General features: G+C 62.0%; 34 protein-coding genes. 31 read left to right on the top strand and 3 right to left on the bottom strand.

Annotation, left to right across the window (positions count from 1 at the left end; genetic code table 11):
* Positions 1–23: 23 nt before the first annotated feature.
* The 28 genes from rplB (at position 24) to truA (ending at position 16,227) form a co-directional block, all read left to right on the top strand.
* The gene (rplB, locus tag ABH939_RS10300; RefSeq protein WP_003940895.1) at positions 24–860 is read left to right on the top strand and encodes a 50S ribosomal protein L2; all 837 of its coding nucleotides are present in this window, start codon (positions 24–26) and stop codon (positions 858–860) included.
* A 13-nt stretch (positions 861–873) separates the two neighbouring features.
* Complete coding sequence (rpsS, locus tag ABH939_RS10295; RefSeq protein ID WP_003940820.1) at positions 874–1,155, top strand: 30S ribosomal protein S19; 282 nt, start codon at positions 874–876, stop codon at positions 1,153–1,155.
* On the top strand, positions 1,152–1,556 hold the full coding sequence (gene rplV / locus ABH939_RS10290; protein WP_003940717.1) for a 50S ribosomal protein L22: 405 nt from the start codon (positions 1,152–1,154) through the stop codon (positions 1,554–1,556). Before rpsS ends, rplV begins: the two co-directional genes overlap by 4 nt.
* Positions 1,556–2,362, top strand: coding sequence for a 30S ribosomal protein S3 (gene rpsC / locus ABH939_RS10285; RefSeq protein ID WP_404649591.1), 807 nt, complete (start codon positions 1,556–1,558; stop codon positions 2,360–2,362). Before rplV ends, rpsC begins: the two co-directional genes overlap by 1 nt.
* A 3-nt stretch (positions 2,363–2,365) precedes the next feature.
* On the top strand, positions 2,366–2,782 hold the full coding sequence (rplP, locus tag ABH939_RS10280; RefSeq protein WP_003940899.1) for a 50S ribosomal protein L16: 417 nt from the start codon (positions 2,366–2,368) through the stop codon (positions 2,780–2,782).
* Complete coding sequence (rpmC, locus tag ABH939_RS10275; RefSeq protein WP_003940734.1) at positions 2,782–3,018, top strand: 50S ribosomal protein L29; 237 nt, start codon at positions 2,782–2,784, stop codon at positions 3,016–3,018. Before rplP ends, rpmC begins: the two co-directional genes overlap by 1 nt.
* The gene (gene rpsQ / locus ABH939_RS10270) at positions 3,015–3,296 is read left to right on the top strand and encodes a 30S ribosomal protein S17 (protein WP_003941020.1); all 282 of its coding nucleotides are present in this window, start codon (positions 3,015–3,017) and stop codon (positions 3,294–3,296) included. The genes rpmC and rpsQ overlap by 4 nt, the downstream gene beginning before the upstream one ends.
* Positions 3,297–3,642: 346 nt before the next feature.
* The gene (gene rplN / locus ABH939_RS10265; RefSeq protein ID WP_003940951.1) at positions 3,643–4,011 is read left to right on the top strand and encodes a 50S ribosomal protein L14; all 369 of its coding nucleotides are present in this window, start codon (positions 3,643–3,645) and stop codon (positions 4,009–4,011) included.
* The gene (rplX, locus tag ABH939_RS10260; RefSeq protein ID WP_003941019.1) at positions 4,011–4,328 is read left to right on the top strand and encodes a 50S ribosomal protein L24; all 318 of its coding nucleotides are present in this window, start codon (positions 4,011–4,013) and stop codon (positions 4,326–4,328) included. Before rplN ends, rplX begins: the two co-directional genes overlap by 1 nt.
* Position 4,329: 1 nt before the next feature.
* The gene (gene rplE / locus ABH939_RS10255; RefSeq protein WP_003940924.1) at positions 4,330–4,896 is read left to right on the top strand and encodes a 50S ribosomal protein L5; all 567 of its coding nucleotides are present in this window, start codon (positions 4,330–4,332) and stop codon (positions 4,894–4,896) included.
* Between the two features lie 4 nt (positions 4,897–4,900).
* Positions 4,901–5,086, top strand: coding sequence for a type Z 30S ribosomal protein S14 (locus ABH939_RS10250; protein WP_003940698.1), 186 nt, complete (start codon positions 4,901–4,903; stop codon positions 5,084–5,086).
* 451 nt (positions 5,087–5,537) lie between these two features.
* Positions 5,538–5,936 carry a 30S ribosomal protein S8 gene (gene rpsH / locus ABH939_RS10245; protein ID WP_003940873.1) on the top strand — a complete coding sequence of 133 codons (399 nt, stop codon included), beginning with the start codon at positions 5,538–5,540 and terminating at the stop codon, positions 5,934–5,936.
* A 14-nt stretch (positions 5,937–5,950) separates the two neighbouring features.
* Complete coding sequence (gene rplF, locus ABH939_RS10240; protein ID WP_003940970.1) at positions 5,951–6,490, top strand: 50S ribosomal protein L6; 540 nt, start codon at positions 5,951–5,953, stop codon at positions 6,488–6,490.
* A gap of 1 nt (position 6,491) precedes the next feature.
* Positions 6,492–6,899, top strand: a complete 408-nt coding sequence (gene rplR, locus ABH939_RS10235; RefSeq protein ID WP_003940996.1) for a 50S ribosomal protein L18 — start codon at positions 6,492–6,494, stop codon at positions 6,897–6,899.
* A gap of 31 nt (positions 6,900–6,930) precedes the next feature.
* Positions 6,931–7,602 carry a 30S ribosomal protein S5 gene (gene rpsE, locus ABH939_RS10230; protein WP_003940718.1) on the top strand — a complete coding sequence of 224 codons (672 nt, stop codon included), beginning with the start codon at positions 6,931–6,933 and terminating at the stop codon, positions 7,600–7,602.
* Positions 7,602–7,781 carry a 50S ribosomal protein L30 gene (gene rpmD, locus ABH939_RS10225; RefSeq protein WP_003940751.1) on the top strand — a complete coding sequence of 60 codons (180 nt, stop codon included), beginning with the start codon at positions 7,602–7,604 and terminating at the stop codon, positions 7,779–7,781. Before rpsE ends, rpmD begins: the two co-directional genes overlap by 1 nt.
* Positions 7,782–7,783: 2 nt before the next feature.
* Positions 7,784–8,227: a 50S ribosomal protein L15 gene (gene rplO / locus ABH939_RS10220; protein ID WP_003940829.1), complete on the top strand. Its 444-nt coding sequence runs from the start codon at positions 7,784–7,786 to the stop codon at positions 8,225–8,227.
* Positions 8,228–8,503: 276 nt separating this feature from the next.
* Entirely contained in the window at positions 8,504–9,823 is a 1,320-nt protein-coding gene (gene secY / locus ABH939_RS10215; RefSeq protein WP_003940773.1) for a preprotein translocase subunit SecY, read from the top strand.
* Entirely contained in the window at positions 9,820–10,365 is a 546-nt protein-coding gene (locus ABH939_RS10210; RefSeq protein WP_003940868.1) for an adenylate kinase, read from the top strand. The genes secY and ABH939_RS10210 overlap by 4 nt, the downstream gene beginning before the upstream one ends.
* On the top strand, positions 10,365–11,162 hold the full coding sequence (gene map, locus ABH939_RS10205) for a type I methionyl aminopeptidase (protein ID WP_003940806.1): 798 nt from the start codon (positions 10,365–10,367) through the stop codon (positions 11,160–11,162). Before ABH939_RS10210 ends, map begins: the two co-directional genes overlap by 1 nt.
* 313 nt (positions 11,163–11,475) lie before the next feature.
* A complete protein-coding gene (infA, locus tag ABH939_RS10200) occupies positions 11,476–11,697 on the top strand; it encodes a translation initiation factor IF-1 (RefSeq protein ID WP_003418601.1) in 222 nt (73 codons plus the stop codon).
* Positions 11,698–11,787: 90 nt separating this feature from the next.
* Entirely contained in the window at positions 11,788–11,901 is a 114-nt protein-coding gene (gene rpmJ, locus ABH939_RS10195) for a 50S ribosomal protein L36 (RefSeq protein WP_003938068.1), read from the top strand.
* Positions 11,902–12,151: 250 nt separating this feature from the next.
* Positions 12,152–12,526: a 30S ribosomal protein S13 gene (rpsM, locus tag ABH939_RS10190; protein ID WP_003940834.1), complete on the top strand. Its 375-nt coding sequence runs from the start codon at positions 12,152–12,154 to the stop codon at positions 12,524–12,526.
* On the top strand, positions 12,526–12,939 hold the full coding sequence (gene rpsK, locus ABH939_RS10185) for a 30S ribosomal protein S11 (protein WP_003940683.1): 414 nt from the start codon (positions 12,526–12,528) through the stop codon (positions 12,937–12,939). The genes rpsM and rpsK overlap by 1 nt, the downstream gene beginning before the upstream one ends.
* Before the next feature lie 22 nt (positions 12,940–12,961).
* Entirely contained in the window at positions 12,962–13,567 is a 606-nt protein-coding gene (gene rpsD / locus ABH939_RS10180) for a 30S ribosomal protein S4 (protein ID WP_003940769.1), read from the top strand.
* Between the two features lie 120 nt (positions 13,568–13,687).
* The gene (locus ABH939_RS10175) at positions 13,688–14,749 is read left to right on the top strand and encodes a DNA-directed RNA polymerase subunit alpha (RefSeq protein WP_003941016.1); all 1,062 of its coding nucleotides are present in this window, start codon (positions 13,688–13,690) and stop codon (positions 14,747–14,749) included.
* A 29-nt stretch (positions 14,750–14,778) separates the two neighbouring features.
* Positions 14,779–15,336: a 50S ribosomal protein L17 gene (gene rplQ, locus ABH939_RS10170; protein WP_007728580.1), complete on the top strand. Its 558-nt coding sequence runs from the start codon at positions 14,779–14,781 to the stop codon at positions 15,334–15,336.
* 6 nt (positions 15,337–15,342) lie between these two features.
* Positions 15,343–16,227 (top strand): tRNA pseudouridine(38-40) synthase TruA, encoded by an 885-nt coding sequence (gene truA, locus ABH939_RS10165; protein ID WP_007728581.1) that lies wholly within the window; start codon positions 15,343–15,345, stop codon positions 16,225–16,227.
* Between the two features lie 57 nt (positions 16,228–16,284).
* On the opposite strand, the gene ABH939_RS10160 is transcribed toward truA, so the two are convergent.
* Positions 16,285–17,427: an acyl-CoA dehydrogenase family protein gene (locus tag ABH939_RS10160; protein WP_007728582.1), complete on the bottom strand. Its 1,143-nt coding sequence runs from the start codon at positions 17,425–17,427 to the stop codon at positions 16,285–16,287.
* 57 nt (positions 17,428–17,484) lie between these two features.
* On the opposite strand from ABH939_RS10160, the gene ABH939_RS10155 reads away from it, so the two are divergent.
* Positions 17,485–18,063, top strand: coding sequence for a TetR/AcrR family transcriptional regulator (locus ABH939_RS10155; protein WP_003940885.1), 579 nt, complete (start codon positions 17,485–17,487; stop codon positions 18,061–18,063).
* Positions 18,064–18,085: 22 nt separating this feature from the next.
* Positions 18,086–18,643: an NADPH-dependent FMN reductase gene (locus tag ABH939_RS10150; RefSeq protein ID WP_003940967.1), complete on the top strand. Its 558-nt coding sequence runs from the start codon at positions 18,086–18,088 to the stop codon at positions 18,641–18,643.
* Between the two features lie 16 nt (positions 18,644–18,659).
* On the opposite strand, the gene eccE is transcribed toward ABH939_RS10150, so the two are convergent.
* Entirely contained in the window at positions 18,660–20,300 is a 1,641-nt protein-coding gene (gene eccE, locus ABH939_RS10145; RefSeq protein WP_054188119.1) for a type VII secretion protein EccE, read from the bottom strand.
* Between the two features lie 97 nt (positions 20,301–20,397).
* Here eccE and eccB point away from each other — a divergent pair, with 97 nt between their 5' ends.
* The gene (gene eccB / locus ABH939_RS10140) at positions 20,398–21,864 is read left to right on the top strand and encodes a type VII secretion protein EccB (protein ID WP_081377635.1); all 1,467 of its coding nucleotides are present in this window, start codon (positions 20,398–20,400) and stop codon (positions 21,862–21,864) included.
* Positions 21,865–21,878: 14 nt separating this feature from the next.
* On the opposite strand, the gene mycP is transcribed toward eccB, so the two are convergent.
* Positions 21,879–23,291 (bottom strand): type VII secretion-associated serine protease mycosin, encoded by a 1,413-nt coding sequence (gene mycP, locus ABH939_RS10135; RefSeq protein WP_404649590.1) that lies wholly within the window; start codon positions 23,289–23,291, stop codon positions 21,879–21,881.

Here is a 23,291-nt window from a genome sequence, read left to right as displayed (position 1 = left end):
AGACATAGAGGACGAGAAGACTCATGGCAATCCGTAAGTACAAGCCGACAACACCGGGCCGTCGTGGCTCGAGCGTCTCGGACTTCGCCGAGATCACTCGGTCGACCCCCGAGAAGTCGCTGGTTCGCCCGCTGCACGGTCGCGGTGGACGTAACGCACACGGTCGTATCACCACCCGTCACAAGGGTGGCGGACACAAGCGTGCATACCGACTGATCGATTTCCGTCGCAACGACAAGGACGGCATCCCGGCAAAGGTCGCTCACATCGAGTACGACCCCAACCGCACAGCAAACATCGCACTCCTGCATTACGCAGACGGTGAGAAGCGCTACATCATCGCCCCCAAGGGCCTGGTGCAGGGTTCACCGGTCGAGTCCGGTGCAGGCGCCGACATCAAGCCGGGCAACAACCTGCCGCTGCGCAACATCCCGACTGGTACCACCATCCACGGTGTGGAACTGCGTCCCGGCGGCGGAGCCAAGATGGCTCGTTCCGCAGGCGCCAGTATCCAGCTCCTCGGTAAGGAAGGCAGCTACGCCACGCTGCGTATGCCTTCCGGTGAAATCCGTCGCGTCGACGTGCGCTGCCGCGCATCCGTCGGCGAGGTCGGCAACGCCGAGCAGTCGAACATCAACTGGGGCAAGGCCGGCCGTATGCGTTGGAAGGGCAAGCGCCCGACCGTTCGTGGTGTCGTGATGAACCCGGTCGACCACCCGCACGGTGGCGGCGAGGGCAAGACCTCAGGTGGACGCCACCCGGTCAGCCCGTGGGGTAAGCCTGAAGGCCGTACCCGCAAGAACAAGGCAAGCGACAAGATGATCGTCCGTCGCCGCCGCACCGGCAAGAACAAGCGCTAGGAGGGAGTGAAGGATGCCACGCAGCCTTAAGAAGGGCCCGTTCGTCGATGACCACCTCCTCGCGAAGGTGGATGTACAGAACGAAAAGGGAACCAAGCAGGTCATCAAGACCTGGTCCCGTCGTTCGACAATCATCCCGGACTTCATCGGCCACACGTTTGCAGTTCACGACGGCCGCAAGCACGTCCCCGTGTTCGTTTCCGACTCCATGGTCGGACACAAGCTCGGAGAGTTTGCACCGACCCGCACGTTCAAGGGTCACATCAAGGATGATCGGAAGGCGAAGAGGCGATGAGCAACACCGAAACCGCCAACCCGACTGCCAAGGCTGTAGCGAAGCACGTTCGCGTTACGCCGATGAAGGCACGTCGAGTTGTGGACCTGGTCCGCGGGCGCTCGGTTGAAGACGCCCTGAACATCCTGAAGTTCGCGCCGCAGGCAGCGAGCGAGCCGGTCGCCAAGGTGATCGCCTCCGCAGCAGCCAACGCCGAGAACAACCTCGACCTCGACCCCAGCACGCTTGTCGTTGCTACGGCGTTCGTGGACGAGGGCGCGACCCTCAAGCGGTTCCAGCCGCGTGCACAGGGACGTGCGTTCCGTATTCGCAAGCGCACCAGTCACATCACCGTGATCGTGGAGAGCCTGCCGAAGACCGGAACATCGACCCGTAATCGCCGGAAGGGAAGTGCTCAGTAGTGGGCCAGAAAATCAACCCGCACGGCTTCCGTCTCGGCATCACCACCGACTGGAAGTCTCGCTGGTACGCAGACAAGCAGTACGCGGAGTACGTCAAGGAAGACGTCGCGATCCGTAAGCTCCTCGCCACCGGCATGGAGCGCGCAGGAATCGCGAAGGTCGAAATCGAGCGCACCCGTGACCGTGTTCGCGTGGACATCCACACTGCACGTCCGGGCATCGTCATCGGCCGCCGCGGCGCCGAAGCCGATCGCATCCGCTCCGAGCTCGAGAAGCTGACCGGCAAGCAGGTTCAGCTGAACATCCTCGAGGTCAAGAACGCAGAAGCTGAAGCACAGCTCGTCGCACAGGGTGTGGCCGAGCAGCTCTCGAACCGCGTTGCCTTCCGTCGTGCAATGCGCAAGGCCATCCAGTCGGCCATGCGTCAGCCCAACGTCAAGGGAATCCGCGTTCAGTGCTCCGGTCGTCTCGGCGGCGCCGAGATGTCCCGGTCGGAGTTCTACCGCGAAGGCCGTGTGCCGCTGCACACGCTTCGTGCGGACATCGACTACGGCCTCTACGAGGCCAAGACCACCTTCGGTCGCATCGGCGTCAAGGTCTGGATCTACAAGGGCGACATCGTCGGTGGCAAGCGTGAGCTCGCCGCCAACACGGCCGCACCGGCCGGGGATCGCCCGCGTCGTGAGCGTCCGAGCCGTCCGCGTCGTTCCGGTGCCACCGGTACCACTGCGACCAGCACCGAGGCCGGCCGCGCAGCGACCGCAACCGCCGATGCTCCCGTAACTGAACAGAATCAGGAGGGCTGACGCATGTTGATCCCACGGCGGGTCAAGCACCGCAAGCAGCACCACCCGAGCCGTTCGGGTGCCGCCAAGGGCGGTACCCAGGTGACCTTCGGTGACTACGGCATCCAGGCTCTCGAGCCTGCCTACATCACCAACCGGCAGATCGAGTCCGCTCGTATCGCCATGACTCGGCACATCAAGCGTGGCGGCAAGATCTGGATCAACATCTTCCCGGATCGCCCCCTCACGAAGAAGCCGGCCGAAACCCGAATGGGTTCCGGTAAGGGTTCGCCCGAGTGGTGGATTGCCAACGTCAAGCCCGGACGCGTTCTGTTCGAGATGACATACCCCAACGAGGAGATTGCTCGTGAGGCCCTGCGCCGCGCGATGCACAAGCTCCCGTGCAAGTGCCGGATCGTGACCAGAGAGGAGCAGTTCTGATGGCTACTGGAACCCCAGCAGCAGAGCTCCGCGAGCTCAGTGAAGACGAGCTGGTCACCCGGCTCCGTGAGTCGAAGGAAGAGCTTTTCAACCTTCGTTTCCAGATGGCTACCGGCCAGATGGACAACAACCGACGACTGCGCACCGTTCGTCACGAGATCGCGCGCATCTACACCGTCCTGCGTGAGCGTGAGCTCGGACTCGCTGTGGGTCCGGATGCAGGTGACGCGGCATGAGTGAGGAAAAAGCAGTGAGCACAGAAGAGCGCGCGAGCCGTAAGGTCCGTGTCGGATACGTCGTGTCCGACAAGATGGAAAAGACGATCGTGGTCGAGCTCGAAGACCGCGTCAAGCACAAGCTCTACGGCAAGATCATCCGCCGTACGACCAAGGTGAAGGCGCACGACGAGAACGGCGTTGCCGGCGTCGGCGACCGCGTTCAGCTGATGGAAACCCGTCCGCTGTCCGCGACGAAGCACTGGCGTCTGGTCGAGGTCCTCGAAAAGGCCAAGTAAGCCCGATCGAATCCTCGAGCTGATCGAGTATCACCGAATGGCCCGCTTCCCCTTGAGGGAGTGGGCCATTCGGCTTTCCGGGGGCTTTCGGGGCTTTCCGGGCGAAGGGTTCGAGTTGCGTCGAGTACGGCCGATTTGGTATTCGGCGAACCCTTCCCTACAATAGAACGGTTGCCTGTGGCAGAGGTGTGTCTTCACGTGCGCAGCTCGAACGGTGCTTGCAGTGATCGTCTCCCGACGTCAGTCGGTGGGATTGCAGCTCAGACACGACGCAGGTGGCAACAATGACCGCGCGCACCGGGTCGGTAATCCGTTGCGCACGAAATTCCAGGTCTAGGGAGATCAAGTGATTCAGCAGGAGTCGCGAGTTCGCGTCGCTGATAACACGGGTGCCAAGGAAATCCTTTGCATCCGCGTTCTCGGCGGTTCGTCACGTCGCTACGCCGGGATCGGTGACGTCATCGTCGCCACCGTCAAGGACGCAATCCCCGGTGGAAACATCAAGAAGGGTGAGGTCGTCAAGGCCGTCATCGTTCGCACGACCAAGGAGCGCCGTCGTCCGGACGGTTCCTACATCAAGTTCGACGAGAACGCTGCAGTGCTCATCAAGGCTGACAGTGATCCCCGTGGAACCCGCATCTTCGGACCCGTCGGCCGTGAGCTGCGCGAGAAGAAGTTCATGAAGATCGTTTCGCTTGCCCCGGAGGTGCTGTGATGAAGGTGCACAAGGGTGACACCGTTCTGGTCATCGCCGGCAAGGACAAGGGCGCGAAGGGCAAGGTCATTCAGGCCTACCCCGCGACCGACAAGGTCCTCGTCGAAGGCGTGAACCGAATCAAGAAGCACACCGCGGTTTCCGCGAACGAGCGCGGAGCATCCTCCGGCGGCATCGTCACGCAGGAAGCCCCGATCCACGTTTCCAACGTTGCAGTCGTCGACTCGGACGGAAACCCCACCCGCGTGGGCTACCGCACCGACGAAGAGTCCGGCAAGCGCGTTCGGATTTCCCGGAAGAACGGGAAGGACATCTGACATGACCTCCACCGAAAACAAGGTCCAGCCGCGCCTCAAGGCACGCTACCGCGCTGAGATCAAGGACGCGCTCAACAGCGAGTTCGACTACTCGAACGTCATGCAGATCCCCGGCGTCGTCAAGGTTGTCGTCAACATGGGCGTCGGCGACGCCGCCCGTGACGCCAAGCTGATCAACGGCGCTGTCCATGACCTGTCGCTGATCACGGGCCAGAAGCCCGAGATCCGCAAGGCACGTAAGTCCATCGCGCAGTTCAAGCTCCGCGAAGGTATGCCCATCGGTGCACGCGTCACCCTCCGTGGTGACCGCATGTGGGAGTTCCTGGACCGCCTCGTGTCTGTCGCTCTGCCCCGTATCCGCGACTTCCGCGGTCTCTCGGGCAACCAGTTCGACGGCAACGGCAACTACACGTTCGGCCTCAACGAGCAGTCGATGTTCCACGAGATCGACGTGGACAAGATCGATCGCCCCCGCGGCATGGACATCACCGTCGTGACCACCGCAACCAACAACGAAGAAGGCCGTGCACTGCTCAAGCACCTCGGCTTCCCGTTCAAGGAGAACTGAGCGCATGGCTAAGAAGGCATTGGTCAACAAGGCCAACAAGAAGCCCAAGTTCGCGGTTCGCGCCTACACCCGCTGCCAGCGGTGCGGTCGCCCGCACTCGGTGTTCCGCAAGTTCGGCTTGTGCCGTATCTGCGTTCGCGAGATGGCTCACGCCGGCGAGCTTCCCGGAGTTCGCAAGAGCTCTTGGTGATCTGAGGCCCTTGGGCTTCGTCACACCACGCATGTGAATGGGCGTGGGTTCCTTTGGAGCCCACGCCCATTCGTGGTTTTCATCGAGATGTGAATCGTGCCGATCCTGAAAAGAACTGCCCCGCTGCGACTCTGGTTGAAAGCGATCATCGTTCGTCGGTGTCGTTCTTCGGTGCCGAACGAGCAGTTCAGATTTCGGGGTGCGTCGATAGCTTCCCGATCGCATCCTTCGGGCGGCAGTGGGGGAGGCGACATGGGATCCCGGTGGACACCTGCGCCAAAGTTCCCTACACTAGAGCGGTTGCCGTGGCTGACGCATGCGTTCAGCTCGGTGCGGTAACTTACGCCGTCTGACACAAGTCGGACGGCCCAGCCGAATTGCTGGAGGCCCACGATCGGATTCGTCCGGTGTTGCATGGGAACCACAGCGAGAAAGGTGTCGAGGTCGACCTATGACCATGACTGACCCCATCGCAGACTTCTTGACGCGTCTGCGCAACGCCAACACGGCGTACCACGATGAGGTGAAGCTTCCCCACTCGAAGATCAAGGCGAACATCGCCGAGATCCTCAAGCGCGAGGGCTACATCTCCGATTTCCGTACCGAAGACGCAGAGGTCGGCAAGACCCTCATCGTCGATCTGAAGTACGGTCCCAGCCGCGAGCGTAGCCTCGCCGGCGTGCGTCGCGTTTCCAAGCCCGGTCTCCGGGTTTACGCGAAGTCCACCAACCTGCCCAAGGTCCTCGGAGGCCTCGGCGTGGCCATCATCTCCACGTCGTCCGGTCTGCTCACCGATCGCCAGGCGGCCAATCAAGGAGTAGGCGGGGAAGTCCTCGCCTACGTCTGGTAAGGGAGGCCACCACAATGTCGCGTATTGGAAAGATTCCGGTCACCGTCCCCGCGGGCGTTGACGTCACGATCAGCGGCCAGGATGTCACCGTCAAGGGTCCCAAGGGCACCCTCGCGCTGACCATCTCCGAGCCCATCGCAATCGAAAAGGCAGAGGACGGCTCGCTGAGCGTCACGCGCCCCGACGACGAGCGTCGTAGCCGCGCGCTGCACGGTCTGTCGCGGACCCTGGTTGCGAACATCATCACCGGTGTCACCGAGGGTTACACGAAGAAGATGGAGATCCACGGTGTTGGTTACCGTGTGGCACTGAAGGGCAAGGACCTCGAGTTCGCGCTCGGCTTCAGCCACCCGGTGCCGATCGAGGCTCCTGAAGGCATCACCTTCGTCGTCGAGTCGCCCACCCGGTTCTCGGTGTCCGGCATCGACAAGCAGAAGGTCGGGCAGATCTCGGCCAACATCCGTCGTCTCCGTCGTCCGGACCCGTACAAGGGTAAGGGCGTGCGTTACGAGGGTGAGCAGATCCGCCGCAAGGTCGGAAAGACGGGTAAGTGATATGAGCCAGACTGCAAACCAGAAAGCCAAGCGGATTCCGCTGGGCAAGGATGCGTCCACCAAGCGTCGTCTCTCGAAGACGCGTCGTCACTTCCGTCTCCGCAAGAAGGTCTCCGGCACGCCCGAGCGTCCCCGCTTGGTCGTCAACCGGTCCTCGCGCCACATCCACGTCCAGCTCGTGGACGACCTGGCCGGCCACACCCTGGCCTCCGCGTCGACCATCGAAGCAGACGTGCGCGTGGCAGAAGGCGACAAGAAGGCTGCGAGCGCGAAGGTCGGTCAGCTGATCGCCGAGCGCGCCAAGGCTGCCGGCGTGGAAGCAGTTGTCTTCGACCACGGCGGACACGGCTACCACGGTCGCATCGCGGCCCTGGCAGACGCGGCTCGCGAAGGCGGGTTGAAGTTCTGATGACCAACATTTTCAACGGAAGGACAGCCTGATGCCGGGACGTCAAAGGCGTGACGGCGGAAGCGGACCCGCCGGACAGAATGGCCCCAACAGCGGTGACAACAGCAACGCTCGTGGGGACAACCGTGGTGGCGGCCGTGACCGTCGCGACGGTGGCCGTGGCGGAAACGCTGCGGAGAAGTCACAGTTCATCGAGCGCGTTGTCACGATCAACCGCGTTTCCAAGGTCGTCAAGGGTGGTCGTCGCTTCAGCTTCACCGCTCTGGTGATCGTCGGAGACGGCAACGGACTGGTCGGCGTCGGCTACGGAAAGGCCAAGGAAGTTCCCGCGGCCATCCAGAAGGGTGTCGAGGAGGCTCGCAAGAGCTTCTTCCGCGTCCCGATGATCGCCAACACCATCACTCACCCCGTTCAGGGTGAGGCTGCTGCCGGCATCGTCATGCTTCGCCCGGCAAGCCCCGGTACCGGTGTTATCGCCGGTGGCGCTGTGCGCGCCGTGCTGGAGTGCGCTGGTATCGCGGACATCCTGTCGAAGTCGCTCGGTAGCGACAACGCCATCAACGTCGTGCATGCGACCGTTGCTGCGCTCAAGGGTCTGCAGCGTCCCGAGGAAGTTGCGGCTCGCCGCGGCCTCACCCTCGAAGAGGTTGCACCCGCCGGCATGCTTCGCGCTCGCGCACAGGCTGCTGGGAGTGTGAAGTAATGGCAGATCTCAAGGTCACTCAGATCAAGAGCATCATCGGGACCAAGCAGAACCAGAAGGATTCTCTGCGCACGCTGGGTCTCAAGGGCATCCGTCAGACCGTTGTTCGTGAGGACAACGCACAGAACCGCGGTCTGATCAACGTGGTGCGCCACCTCGTAACAGTTGAGGAGGTCTAACCATGACCATCAAACTGCACCACCTGCGCCCCGCTCCGGGATCCAAGTCCAACAAGATTCGTGTTGGACGCGGTGAGGGCGGCAAGCGTGGTAAGACCGCAGGTCGCGGTACCAAGGGCACCAAGGCACGTAACACCGTGCGCGTGGGCTTCGAGGGTGGACAGATGCCGCTTCACATGCGTCTGCCCAAGCTCAAGGGCTTCACGAACCCGTTCCGCGTCGAGTACCAGGTCGTCAATGTCGGCGACATCGCCCGTCTGTTCCCCGAAGGTGGAGCAATCACGGTCGAGGATCTCGTCGCCAAGGGCGCAGTCCGCAAGAACCAGCTCGTCAAGGTTCTGGGCGACGGCGAACTGACAGTTGCCGTTCAGGTGACCGTCGACAAGTTCACCGGTTCCGCCAAGGAAAAGATTGCTGCTGCCGGTGGTTCCGCCACCGAGCTGTGAGTGATCACGCGTAGCTAGTCCGATGGCCGCAGCGCAGCGTTTGCTGCGGTGCGGCCATCGGCGTCTACGAGGTCGTGTCACAGGTACGAGGTCGTGTCACAGATTGGTCGTGCATGCTCGGACGGGCCAGTATTCTGGTCACCGAGTGGCAAATGTATCTTCGGCTTACCCGGTTTTCGTGGTCTGCCCGCCTAGTTCCCAAATGCTCACTGTTAGAGTTCAAAAGTTCGACAGGTCAAAACGATCTGTCTCCCTACCGTCGTGCCAGGAGGATCTTTGCTTTCCGCCTTCGTCTCGGCCCTCAGGACCCCAGACCTGAGGCGGAAGATCCTCTTCACCCTCGGCTTGGTGGCTCTGTATCGGGTCGGCGCTCTCATCCCGTCCCCAGGTGTCGACTACGGCCGTGTGCGTCAGTGCATCGATATCGCCAACTCCGGTGACTCAGCAGGTATCTACTCGCTGATCAACCTGTTCTCCGGCGGCGCTCTGCTGCAGATGTCGATCTTTGCGATCGGCATCATGCCGTACATCACGGCGAGCATCATCGTGCAGCTCCTGACCGTGGTGATTCCGAAGTTCGAGGAACTTCGGAAAGAAGGCCAGTCCGGCCAGGCCAAGATGACGCAGTACACGCGTTACCTGTCCATTGCTCTGGCAATCCTGCAGTCGACCGGCATCGTCGCTCTTGCGGCACGCGGACAGTTGCTCCAGGGCTGTGACGACATCATCGCCGACAAGTCGATCTTCGGACTTGTCATCATCGTGCTGGTCATGACTGCCGGTGCTGCCATGGTCATGTGGTTCGGCGAGGTCATCACCGAACGTGGCGTCGGCAACGGTATGTCCCTCCTCATCTTCGCCGGTATCGCATCGCGTATCCCGAGCGAGGGCAAGGCAATCCTCGACAGCCGTGGTCCGCTGGTCTTCGCCTTCGTCTGCCTCGCAGCGCTGCTGATCATCGCCGGTGTCGTCTTCGTCGAGCAGGGTCAGCGTCGTATCCCGGTGCAGTACGCGAAGCGGATGGTCGGACGCAAGATGTACGGCGGATCCTCGACGTACCTGCCTCTGAAGGTGAACCAGGCCGGCGTCATCCCGGTGATCTTCGCGTCTTCACTGCTGTACCTCCCGAACTTGATTGCACAGCTGACTTCGGCCAGTACAGCGGTCGACCCCAGTTGGTGGCAGCGCCTCATCAACACCTACCTGGTGAATCCGGCCAACCCGGTGTACATCGCGATCTACTTCGGCCTGATCGTCTTCTTCACGTACTTCTACGTCGCCATCACCTTCAATCCCGAAGAGCGCGCCGACGAGATGAAGAAGTTCGGCGGCTTCATCCCCGGTATCCGACCCGGTCAGCCGACCGCGGACTACCTCAACTACGTGCTGAGTCGCATCACCCTTCCGGGTGCGATTTACCTCGGCACCATTGCTGTTCTGCCCAACCTGTTCCTCGACATCGGGAATGGCGGCGGCGCGCAGAACCTGCCGTTCGGTGGCACCGCGGTGCTGATCATGGTCAGCGTCGGCCTGGACACCGTGAAGCAGATCGAGAGTCAGCTAATGCAGCGTAACTATGAAGGGTTCCTCAAGTGAGACTTGTCCTCCTTGGTCCTCCCGGTGCCGGCAAGGGCACCCAGGCCGCTATCTTGTCCGAGAAGTTCGGCGTTCCCCATATCTCCACGGGTGATCTCTTCCGCGCGAACATCGGTCAGGCCACCGCTCTCGGTGTGGAAGCAAAGAAGTACATCGACGCCGGCGAACTCGTACCGAGCTCGATCACCAACGACATGGTGAAGGCTCGCGTCGCAGAACCGGACGCAGCAAACGGTTTCCTTCTCGACGGATTTCCGCGCTCGGTCGAACAGGCTCAGGCACTCGAGGGAATCTTGAAGGATCTCGACACCAAGCTCGACGGTGTCCTCTCCTTCGTCGTCGACGAGGACATCGTGGTCGAGCGTATGCTCGCCCGCGGTCGTGCAGACGACACCGAGGACGTCATTCGCAACCGACTCCGGGTCTACCGCGACGAGACGTCACCGCTGTTCGATTACTACAAGGACAGCATCGTCTCCGTCGACGCGATCGGCGAGGTCGAAGAGGTCAACGCTCGCGCACTGGCAGCGTTGGGTAAATAATGGTCTTCGGGCGCAAACGCAAGGTTGTTCCGTTCCGCTCCGCGGGCGAACTCGACGCGATGGCTGCTGCCGGCGCGATCGTGGGTTCGGCGCTGGTGGCGGTTCGCGCTGCGGCGAAGCCCGGTGTCAGCACTTTGGAATTGAACGCGGTCGCTGAATCCGTCATTCGTGACGCCGGCGCCGTGCCCTCGTTCCTCGGGTACCACGGCTTCACCGGCTCGATCTGCTCTTCGGTCAACGATCGCGTCGTTCACGGAATCCCTTCAGCTCAGGACATCCTGGCTGAAGGCGACCTGGTTTCCATCGACTGTGGCGCGATCCTCGACGGATGGCACGGTGACTCCGCTTGGACGTTCGGTGTCGGTGAGATCAGCGTCGCCGATCAGGAGCTCAGCGAAGCCACTCGGCTTTCCATGGAAGCCGGGATCGCGGCAATGATCGCCGGCAACCGTCTGACGGATGTTTCGCACGCGATCGAGGTCGGTACTCATGCCGCCGAGAAGTTGCACGGTCGTTCCTACGGCATCGTCGACGGATACGGCGGACACGGAATCGGCCGGGAAATGCACATGGATCCGTTCCTCGCCAATGAAGGTGCCCCGGGTAAGGGTCCTGAACTGGTTGTCGGATCTTGCCTGGCGATTGAGCCGATGCTCACGCTCGGCACCACCGACACGGTGATTCTCGACGACGACTGGACCGTTGTGACGACCGACGGGTCCCGTGCGGCGCACTGGGAACACACTGTCGCAGTGACCGAAGACGGTCCGCGGATTCTGACACTCCGGCCGGAGTAGTCGACACAGTCGCTGACAAGTGTTGGCAGCGAGCATGATTCATGTTCGAGAAGTCCCAGCCTCATTTCGAGGCTGGGACTTTTTCGGTGGGGGAGCGGTGTGTGTCGTCACCCTGCCCGGAGGCGCATTTGGCCTGGTCGTTTACATCGCGTAACATGGTTAGGCGGTGCGCTATGCGCGTCGATAGTTCGTGTGCCTACGCCTGGATCGCTCCGGGATCGGGCTTTCGAACTGCCGACGATCTTTCCATTGCGTGCCAATGTAACGGAAGCCGATGCACGAAGCATGCCAAACCAAACGGATCGCGGAGGATATGGCTAAGAAAGACGGGGCCATCGAGGTCGAAGGACGAGTAGTCGAGCCGCTGCCCAATGCGATGTTCCGCATTGAGCTCGAGAATGGCCACAAGGTCCTCGCCCACATCAGCGGAAAGATGCGTCAGCACTACATTCGCATCCTCCCGGAAGATCGCGTTGTCGTAGAGCTCTCGCCCTACGATTTGTCGCGCGGACGCATCGTTTACCGCTACAAGTAACGAACTTCCCGGACCTGACCTGGGTCAGGGAGAAGTATGTCTGCCGCGGTTCATCGCGGCGGGCTGCGACAAAACAGGAGATCAGAAGACGTGAAGGTTCAGCCGAGCGTCAAGAAGATCTGCGAGAAGTGCAAAGTGATTCGCCGTAACGGTCGAGTCATGGTGATCTGCGAGAACCTGCGTCACAAGCAGCGTCAGGGCTAGATCTAGCTTTTCGAAGATCTGCTTGGCAACAAGCAAAGAAGACCTCCCAGTACCAGCCATTGTTGACGAGACCCCACGCGATCGTTCACCGATCGCCAAGGTCGGACAATGGTTCACCCCCGGCACGGAGGCCGGGGCCCCACTGAGTTAGTTGATGAGATCATCTGCGCCTTCGGGCGTCGGTACTCGGCAAGAGGCACAGGGGAAGGGCTGGGAGCAGACCTCCGCACACCGATAAGGAAATGCCACCATGGCACGTCTCTCTGGTGTTGATCTTCCTCGCGAAAAGCGCATGGAGATCGCACTGACATACATCTACGGCATCGGCCGTACCCGCTCCAAGGAAATCCTTGACGCCACCGGCGTCAGCCCGGATCTCCGGAGCAAGGACCTCTCGGACGAGGACCTGGCAAAGCTCCGCGAGTACATCGAGGAGTCGCTCAAGGTCGAGGGTGACCTTCGCCGCGAGGTTCAGGCCGACATCCGTCGCAAGATCGAGATCGGCTGCTACCAGGGCCTGCGCCACCGTCGTGGTCTGCCCGTGCGTGGTCAGCGCACCAAGACCAACGCCCGTACCCGTAAGGGTCCGAAGCGCACCATTGCCGGCAAGAAGAAGGCGAAGTAATGCCCCCGAAGTCACGTAGCACCGGTCCGAAGAAGACCCAGAAGACGCGTCGCAGGGATAAGAAGAACATCCCGCACGGCGCCGCTCACATCAAGAGCACCTTCAACAACACCATCGTGTCCATCACGGACCCCGCCGGAAATGTCATTTCCTGGGCGTCTTCGGGACACGTCGGCTTCAAGGGTTCGCGTAAGTCGACTCCCTTCGCCGCTCAGCTTGCTGCTGAGAGCGCTGCCCGTAAGGCGCAGGAGCACGGTGTCAAGAAGGTTGACGTCTTCGTCAAGGGACCGGGATCCGGTCGCGAGACCGCAATCCGTTCCCTCCAGGCCGCTGGCCTCGAGGTCGGCACCATTTCCGATGTAACCCCCCAGCCGCACAACGGCTGCCGTCCGCCCAAGCGGCGTCGGGTATAGCGGGAAGGATAGGTAGAAGAAAATGGCACGTTATACCGGACCCATCACCCGCAAGTCGCGTCGTCTGCGCGTCGACCTCGTTGGAGGCGACCAGGCATTCGAGCGTCGCCCGTACCCGCCCGGACAGCACGGCCGCGCGCGTATCAAGGAGAGCGAGTACCTGCTCCAGCTGCAGGAGAAGCAGAAGGCTCGCTTCACCTACGGCGTCATGGAGAAGCAGTTCCGCCTGTACTACAAGGAGGCGAACAACCGCCCCGGCAAGACCGGCGAGAACCTGCTTCGCATCCTCGAGTCGCGTCTCGACAACGTCGTGTACCGCGCGGGCCTCGCTCGCACGCGCCGTCAGGCACGTCAGCTGGTCACGCACGGTCACCTTCTCGTGAACAACAAGAAGGTCGACATCCCGAGCTACCGCGTCTCGCAGTACGACATCATCGATGTCAAGGAGAAGTCGCTCTCCACGCTTCCGTTCCAGGTTGCGCGTGAGACCGTCGGCGATCGCCCGGTTCCCGGGTGGCTGCAGGTTGTCGGCTCGCGTCTGCGGATCCTGGTTCACCAGCTTCCCGAGCGCGCGCAGATCGACATCGCTCTGCAGGAACAGCTCATCGTCGAGTACTACTCGAAGTAAGGCGCTTCGCACCCCGTGAGTGGTTGAGGAGTCTCCGGACTCCTCAACCACTCACAGGGCCGCAGGCCCTTTCCCATCGTGGGCGTCAAATAGTGGACGTCCGTACAGGAGGAAATACCAATGCTCATTTCTCAGCGACCCACGCTGACCGAAGAGGTCATCGCTGATAACCGCTCGAAGTTCGTCATCGAGCCCCTGGAGCCAGGTTTCGGGTACACGCTCGGCAATTCGCTGCGCCGCACGCTGCTCTCGTCGATCCCCGGCGCTGCTGTCACCAGCATCCGTATCGACGGCGTTCTCCACGAGTTCACCACCGTCCCGGGCGTGAAGGAAGATGTCACCGACATCATCCTGAACCTCAAGGGCCTCGTCGTGAACTCCGAAGAGGACGAGCCGGTCACCATGTACGTCCGCAAGCAGGGCCCCGGCGCTGTTACTGCGGGCGACATCGTGCCCCCGGCAGGCGTCACCGTGAACAACCCTGATCTGCACATCGCCACCCTGAACGACAAGGGAAAGCTGGAGATCGAGCTCGTAGTCGAGCGCGGTCGTGGCTATGTCCCCGCCGTTCAGAACAAGGCGTCCGGCGCAGAGATCGGCCGTATCCCGGTCGACTCGATCTACTCGCCGGTGCTCAAGGTCACCTACAAGGTGGAGGCCACTCGCGTCGAACAGCGCACCGACTTCGATCGGCTCGTTCTCGACGTGGAAACGAAGAACTCCATCACCGCACGGGACGCGCTCGCTTCGGCGGGCAAGACCCTGGTTGAGCTCTTCGGCCTGGCCCGTGAGCTGAACGTCGAAGCAGAAGGAATCGAGATCGGACCCTCGCCTGCCGAGGCCGATCACATCGCTTCCTTCGGACTCCCCATCGAGGATCTGGACCTCACGGTCCGCTCCTACAACTGCCTCAAGCGCGAAGGTGTTCACACCGTCGGTGAGCTTGTCGGCCGTACCGAGTCCGATCTGCTCGACATCCGCAACTTCGGACAGAAGTCCATCGACGAGGTCAAGGTCAAGCTGCATTCGCTCGGCCTGTCCCTCAAGGACAGCCCCGCATCCTTCGATCCCACCACCGTTGCCGGCTACGACGCCGCCACCGGAACGTGGAGTGACACTGATGCCGGTTCCTTCGGCGATGCCGAAGGTACCGAGGACTACGCCGAGACCGAACAGCTGTAGCAGCTCAGGTCCTTTACTAGGAGATCATCATGCCCAAGCCCAAGAAGGGTGCCCGCTTCGGCGGGTCGGCTTCCCACCAGAAGGCGATTTTCGCCAATCTGGCTACCGCGCTCTTCGAGCACGGTCGCATCACCACCACCGAGTCCAAGGCCAAGGCATTGCGCCCCTACGCCGAGAAGCTCGTCACGCACGCAAAGGCCGGCACGCTGGCTCACCGTCGTGAGGTGCTGAAGGTCATCCGCAACAAGGATGTCGTTCACACCCTGTTCGCCGAGATCGGCCCGTTCTACGCGGACCGTAACGGTGGATACACCCGCATCATCAAGACGATCCCCCGCAAGGGTGATAACGCTCCGATGGCAATCATCGAGCTCGTCAAGGAAAAGACCGTCACCTCGGAGGCTGACCGCGCTCGTCGCGTCAAGTCCTCGCAGGAAGCTCCCGCCGCAGAGAACGTCGTCGAGGCCGTAGAGGCCGACGCGACCGACGCTGAGGTCGAGAACGCTGACGCAGTCGTCGAGGCCATCGAGGACGAGACCGCAACTGCGGCCGACGCTCCCGAGGCCGAAGAGGCCAAGAAGGACTAGTCTCCCTTGGTTTCGGCACACGCTGAATCGAACGAGCCCGCCGCCCCCATCGGGGACGGCGGGCTCGTTCGATTGCGGCTCGACATCTCCTACGACGGCACCGACTTCTCGGGTTGGGCCCGCCAGACCGATCTGCGCACCGTGTGCGGTGAGATCGAAGACAAGTTGGGAACGGTGCTTCGACACCCGGTTCAGTTGACCGTTGCCGGTCGAACCGACGCCGGTGTCCACGCCACCGGTCAGGTAGCGCACGTCGACGTTCCGGGAGAGTTGCTCCCGGACGATCCGTCGCGACTCGTGCGCAGACTTGCACGATTTCTGCCCAAGGACGTTCGGGTCAAACAGATATCGGTGGTTCCGGGTGACTTCGATGCGCGCTTCTCCGCGATGCGACGCTATTACGAGTACCGGGTGACCAACGCGGCGTTCGGAGTGGAACCACTACGCGCACGCGACACCGTCTCGTATCCCAAACCACTCGATCTCGGAGCGATGCAGGAAGCGTCGAATCGGCTGCTGGGTCTGCACAACTTCGCGGCATTCTGCAAGCGTCGAGAAGGCGCTACGACGGTGCGGGAGCTGCAGCGTTTCGACTGGACCCAAGAGGGCACGGTGTTCACGGCGTACGTGAATGCCGATGCGTTCTGCTGGTCGATGGTTCGCAGTCTTGTCGGCGCAGTCCTCTCCGTCGGTGAAGGACGGCGCACCGCCGACTGGGTGGCAGGGTTGCTCGACGAAACGTCGCGATCCAGTTCCATCCTCGTTGCTCCGGCGCACGGACTTTCGTTGGTCCGCGTGGACTACCCCGATTACTCGGAACTGGCTGCCCGCAACGCGATTACCCGTGAGACCCGCGAGATTCCGTCTTCGGGTGGATGCTGCGGCGACTGAACATCACCATGCAAAATGCCCTCCCACTCTGTGTGGGAGGGCATTCGTACCGGGGGGCTATCCCGCCAGTTGGCGCGCGATGACCAATCGCTGAATCTGGTTGGTGCCCTCGAAGATCTGCGTGATCTTGGCCTCGCGCATGTAGCGCTCGACGGGGAAGTCCTGGGTGTATCCGTACCCGCCGAATACCTGAACGGCGTCGGTGGTGACCTTCATTGCCGCGTCGGTGGCCACGAGCTTGGCGACGCTCGCGTTGCGTGAATACGGAACTCCGGCGTCGCGGCGGCGGGCTGCATCGAGGTAGGTGGCTCGCGCGGAGTCGACTGCGGCAGCCATGTCCGCGAGCACGAAACCGAGTCCCTGGTGATCGATGATCCGCTTGCCGAATGCCTTGCGCTCCTTCGCGTAAGCGACCGCGTCGTCGAGCGCGCCTTGAGCGATTCCGACGGCAACGGCGGCGATTCCGAGTCGGCCGGAGTCGAGAGCGCTGAAGGCGATCGGCAGCCCCTGGCCGCGCTGACCGATCAATCGCTCCTCAGGAATGAAGGCGTCGTCGTAGTTCGCGGAGGCAGTGGGGACCGCGCGTAGCCCCATCTTCTCTTCGGGTTTTCCGAAGCTGAGGCCTTCGGTGTCCTTGTCCACCAGGAGGCAGGAGACGCCGCGTGAACCGTCGTCACTGGTGCGTGCGAAGAGGTTGTAGAAGTCCGCCTTGCCGCCGTTGGTGATCCAGGCTTTCGAACCGTTGACGCGGTAGCCACCGTCGGTGGGCGTCGCCTTGCACGACAACGCGGCGGCGTCGGATCCGGCCTGCGCTTCGGACAGGCTGTACGCGCCGATGGTGTTGCCGCCCAGCATGTCCGGTAGCCAGCGGTTCTTCTGTTCGTCGGTGCCGAAGGTGAACAGCGGGAAGCACGACAGGCTGTGCACGCTCACCGCCACTGCAACCGCTGCCCAGCGTGAGGCGATCTCTTCGAGCACTTGGAGGTACACCTCGTACGGCTGATCGCCGCCGCCGAACTCCTCGGGATACGGAAGGCTCAGCAGACCCGCCTGTCCGAGTGCGGGGAACACTCCGTCTGGATACTTCTCGGCCTTCTCGTATTCGTTGACCTTGGGCGCGAGTACCTTGTCCGCGACATCACGCGTCAGTTCGATGAGATCGCGAGCTTCTTGGCTGGGCATCAGGCGTTCGACGGGCACGGTCGGCTCCTAGCTAGGTAATAGTACTGAGAACGATACTGCAGTACTGTTGTAGGTATGGCAAGGCTGGTTCACAAGACGACTGCGCGCAGGGCAGAGTTGTTCGATCAACTGGTCGAACTGTTCTTGAGCGAGGGTTTCGCCCACCTCACGCTCGACGAGATCTCAGCTCGTCTGCACTGCTCCAAGAGCACCTTGTACACCGTGGCGGCCGGTAAAGAGGATCTGGTGCGGGCGGTGACAGTGCACTTCTTCCGGGCGGCGACCGATGCAGTGGAGAGTGCAGTCGCCGCCGAAACGGCCCCGACTCGTCGAGTCGCGGTGTATCTCGAAGCAGTGGGTGATCGGCTGTCCGCGGCGTCCAGTCAGTTCATGGAAGACCTGGCCGAATCGGTGTCGGCGAGCCAGGTCTACGAGAAGAACACGTCGATCGCTGCTGATCGTGTGCGATCGCTCATCGTCGAGGGAGTCGATTCGGGCGCATTCCGGCAGGTACACGCATCATTTGTCGCCGATGCCGCTGCGGCGACGATGGTTCGGATCCAGCAACGCGCGGTCTACCGGGCAACTGGTCTGGACGATGCCAGCGCTTATCGGGAACTGGCAGCACTCATCACGGACGGGATCACTGCGTGATCAGTCGCTAGCATCGACGTTCATGGCACCTTTGAACGTCGAAGTCATCGTAGGTTCGGTCCGCGAGGGGCGAATGGGACGAGCAGTGGCGGACTGGTTTGTCGAGCGCGCAACCGCGAACCCGTCGTGGAACGTATCGGTGATCGACCTCAGAGAGCTGTCGTTGCCCCAGGATTTCTCGGATTCACCTGCCACGGAGGTTTTCCGCCGGCGAATCGGGCGCGCCGACGCTGTTGTCGCCGTGACCTCCGAATACAACCACGGGTATCCGGCTGCTCTCAAGACCGCATTCGATTCGGTGAAACACGAGTGGCGTGCCAAGCCGATCGGATTCGTGTCCTACGGCGGGATTTCAGGTGGTGTTCGGGCCGTCGAGCAACTGAGGCAAGTGGTGGCGGAGTTGCACATGGTCTCGGTGCGTCAAAGCGTGACCATCCACCGGGTGCGTAAGCAATTCGGACACGAGCCGTACGGCGTCGATTCGATTGCGATCGATGCAAGCGAGAAGATGATTCGTGAATTGGATTGGTGGGGAAGCGGATTGCGGATGCAACGTGCAAGTGATCCCTATCCCGGCTGATCTTGGACATACGCGATCACGCCATCTGGTGAGCGTCGCCGGCTCGTGGACGGCCGATGAACGATGTCTCGGAAGCGATGGTCACCAGAGTCAGGTCGACGCGTGTACGGCCGGTTTCGACCGTGATCTTGTCACCGAGTGCGAATGGCTGGACTATCGAGATTTCAGGGTCGACCCGAGGCCATTGGCGTGGATGTCCGTACACATAGATTGCGGTCACGCCGGCACGCGGAGATAACCCCTCGACGCCGTCGAACACGACAGTGTTGAAGGCGCCCTCAGGCCCACCGCCCTGCCCGGACACGCGGAGTCGGTCAGGCACTCCCATCGAGTCGGTGAGCGCGGTCCACGCTTGCGGTCGATCGGTGTGGACGAGTACCAGTGCGCCGGTCGCGATGGCTCGAAAGATCAACTGCTGAGCCAGATAGAGTTCGCCGGCGACAAGAACGGTGTTGACGCCCGGCCCCGAAATTCTGGCCGCGACACCGTGCCCGTTTCGGTCCGAGCCGATGAGTTGGCCGCACCCGGCAAGGGGTAGAGCGAGTGAGTCGAGTGTGCCCCCGTCCATGCGAACGCCCGGCGTGATGCCGTCCAGCGCGGCCAATGCGGTTGGCAAATTGGTCAGCAATCCGTCGCGCTGGCGCCCACGTAGCGAGACCAAACCGGCCAGCGGTGCGTTCTCAGGTGGATTGCGCGTGGTGAAGCGACATGTCGCACTGACCTTCGCCTCTCCGCGTTGTCCGGTGGGTCGTAACCGAATTGTCACGGACGTCCCGACCGTTGCCACTGCCCACACTCGGGTCAGGGTCGCAGTGGTGATGAAACGGGGTTCGATCCCAAATCCGACGTTGGACACGCCAGGCAAGGGGGTACTTCGCCACGTTTCGGTGACCTCGTGGCCGGCCACTCCTCTTGTCACCTGGGCAGTGGACGACGCGATCTCCGGTGCGGTCAGGATCCGCGCCTTGCACCCCGCTGAATCGAGCACCCGGATGACACGATTGGCGGCAACAGCTATCGCGCGGCCGGCGCCCTGTTCGCCCCCGCCCCGGCGTTCGACTGCTGCACCACCCTCCAGCGCGTCGAAACGTAGTGCAAGCCAAACACTTCTGGTGGCGGTGGCTGGTAGTGGTCCGATGAGACGTTCGTAGACTTCGGTGGCAGGCGTTCCCGACGCGGCGCGGTATCCGTGACTGACGATGTCGATGCCGGTGAGTGAGATGTCGTGCTGATAGAGACAATTGGCGAGGGCTGCCGTGGGCAGAAGGTGGGAAGCGTCGAACGAATGACGGCCGATCCTGGTCAGGTAGTCGCGTGGGGGAGCGATCTCGACGACAGCGACGAGCGAAGATCCGTCCACTCGGAGCCCGATGGACTGCTCGGAGGGAGTGTGAAAACTGACGATCGTGCTGCGGTCGACGTCCTTGCGGTGCAGATAGCGAAAGTACCTGACAATCCAGGACATTACCGACCAACCGCCCACATGAAGCAGCATTGATCCGGCAACCACACAACCGATTGCCAGCGCCCAGAACCAATCGAGCCCACTGGCCATCGCGATTCCGCCCGCACCGATTCCGAAAATCTGTGCCGGCACGAACTCGCGCGTCGAAATCCTGTGTGACGACGGCCAATGCTTCAACCGCGATCGGTCCACGGTTCCTCCCCGATACCTGACCTGCGAACTACCCGAAAATTTCCGCCCCAGCGGAACTGTACTGTGTCTTCGCAAGGGGATGTAAGGCACGGGGGGAATGATGGCTGCGACACCTACCACGCGCTGGCAGGTCAACGGGTACCGATTCTTGGTCAGGCGGATGGAACATGCGCTGGTCAGACGAGACGTGCGGATGCTTCACGATCCGATGCGATCACAGTCGCGCGCCTTCACCGTCGGAATAGTCCTCGCTGCACTGGGATTGGCGGGTTGCGCTGTACTCGCTCTGTTTCGGCCACAGGACAGAATCGGCGATGCAGAGATCGTCGTTGCAAAGGAATCGGGCGCGATGTTCGTCGCCATGGAGGGTACGTTTCGCCCTGTGCTGAACTTGGCCTCCGCACGACTGATTCTGGGTTCGCCAGGAAAACCGGCAATAGTCAAGGCATCCGAGGTCGAGGCGAAACCCCGGGGCGCGCTCGTCGGCATTCCCGGCGCACCGTCCGCGCTGCCGGAATCGGCCGACCCTACCAACGCCGCGTGGACGGTGTGCGATTCCGTCGGATCCGACGGGAGAAAATCGTTGACGACTTCGGTCCTGGTCGGCTCGTCCAATGTCGGCGAAAACACGACATATCTGACGAATGACCGTGCATTCCTGGTGAAGTCGGGTTCCGATCACTTTCTCGTGTACGACGGGAAGCGAGCGGAAATCGATGTGGACGATCCGGCGATCATGCGGGCTTTAGGCCTGGAAGGAGCACAGGCGCGACCGATCAGTATCGGATTCCTCAATTCGATTCCCGAAGTTCCGCGCATCGAGGCTCCGCGAATCCGCCAACTGGGATCGGCGCCCCGGTTTCCTCTGCAGAACAAGACTGTCGGCTCCGTCGTCCAGGTTTCGGTGGGTGCGGACCCGCAGTACTACGTGGTACTCGAGAACGGGATCCAGAAGATCGGTGCGGCGCTCGCCCAGCTGATCTACTTCTCGGATTCGCAGGGCGCCACCGGGATCGCGAGCGTCACCCCTGATGCCATCAGTCGTATTCCCTCGGTGAGTGAGCTGGCCGTCGACTTGTTGCCGCGGGTGGTTCCGGAGATCGTCGATGATCACGGCGCACCTGTCGGCTGTCTGGAATGGGCTCCCGCACCTGCAGTCGAGGGCGGCGAAAGTAGTTCTGCAACGCTGAAACTTGTCGCTGGATTGCAGGTTCCGATCCCGGAGGGTGGCAAGTTGGTGTCCTTGGCGCAGGCGGACGGATCGGGTGACAATCTCGACAACGTCCATGTCGAACAGGGATTCGGCGGATTTGTTCAAGCGACCGGAATCGAGACGAACAGCACCAGGCACGACGGAGTGTTCTACGTAGCCGATACCGGTGTGAAGTACGGCGTACCGGACGAAACCTCCGCTCGCGCGCTCGGATTGACGCGAACGCCTGATCGCGCGCCTTGGCAGATGCTCGACCTACTTGCATCAGGTCCCGCGCTCGAGAAGAGCAATGCACTGATAGCTCACGACGGAATCGCCCCCGATACAGCGCCGGCCGCTCCGGTGAACTGAACACTGCTGACGGTTCAGGGATCGATGTTCTGGCGTTCGGGAAGATGCCGACGAATTACTCGACGAAGAGGCATCGATGCCAACAGCGTCAGTAGGGCGAGGGTGCCGACCGTTCCGGCTCCGACGAGTGCCGTGTCGCGAGATCGGTTGTCGGGGGTCGGCGGCGTGGGTAGGGGATCGATCGACACCGACTGATGGTTGACCTTGACGCGTTCTCCTGGGGCCAATTCGCCCGTCACTGCCGCAAGTGGATCGATGACGCCGTGACCGACGTAGGGATTCCAACCCTGCGCCGGAGCGTGGGCGGTGGCTTCGATACGTTGCATGACCTGAAGCGCAGTCAGTTCCGGGTGAACCGACCGGACCAGTGCGGCGGTCGCCGCGACAAAGGGCGCAGCGAAACTGGTCCCGTTGAACGACTGTACGGCGCCGTCGGAGCCGTACACCCCGTTGGTCAGACCGGGCGACGTCGGGTGAAGTGAGGTGATTCCGGTGCCGGGCGCCGCCACGTCGACCCACGGACCGCCGAGGCTGAAGGAACTGGCGGCGCCATTGGGGTCTACCGACCCGACCGTGAGGACATAGTCGTCGTACCAAGCCGGACTGGCAATCGTCGCAACCGAGTTCCATGGATCGGCTAGGGGATCGACGGGATCCGGCGGCGGATTCTGGTTCTTGCAACCTCCGGATCCGACGTTACCTGCAGCTGCGACGACTACGACGTTCTTCGCGATCGTGGCGTATTCGATTGCAGCGCCGAGTCGTTGGTCGTTGATCCCGTCCCCGGCAGGCTTGCAGGCGACTTCGGAGATGTTGATGACGCTTGCACCCATGTCCGCAGCGTGACGGACGGCCGATGCCATGGTGTCGACGTTTCCGTACCCGGATGAGTTCTCGGCTACAGCAGGGTCTTCGCGTTGGCCGGCCACCGAGAAGGCGGCACTGGACTGCCTGATCGAAATTATCTGTGCGTCCGGCGCAGCTCCGGAGAATCCGGAACCCTCGACTTGCTGGGCGGCGATGAGACCGGCCACGACAGTTCCGTGTGCGTCACAATCGTCGGTGCCGTCGGAGGTACCGACGTAATCACCGCCGCCGTCGAGCGATGGCAGTCGGGGATGTCTGCTGACACCGGTGTCGATGACAGCAATTCGCTGTCCTGCCCCTCTGGTGATCGGCCACACAGAATCGAATCCCAGATCTCGTTGAGAACGTGGAATGTCCGCACCGTCACCACCTGCCACGGCTGGGACGCACAGGGTTCGTTGTTCGGTGGGTTGTGGAGGTGCAGGCGGACCGTCCTCCGGCAGCACGGCAGGATCGATGGGGGAGGGAACCGCGCTCGATGCGCCACCTGCCCCGACGAGAACGCTGAAGGCAACGATCACGAGACTGGCGCAGATGTTTGTTGCACGTCGAATCACCAT

Origin of the sequence: Rhodococcus sp. 27YEA6, from assembly GCF_044908235.1 — a bacterium.
Taxonomy (GTDB): Bacteria; Actinomycetota; Actinomycetes; order Mycobacteriales; family Mycobacteriaceae; genus Rhodococcus_F; species Rhodococcus_F qingshengii.
Note: the sequence above shows the minus strand (reverse complement) of the source record. Positions and strands in the feature narration are given on the sequence as shown.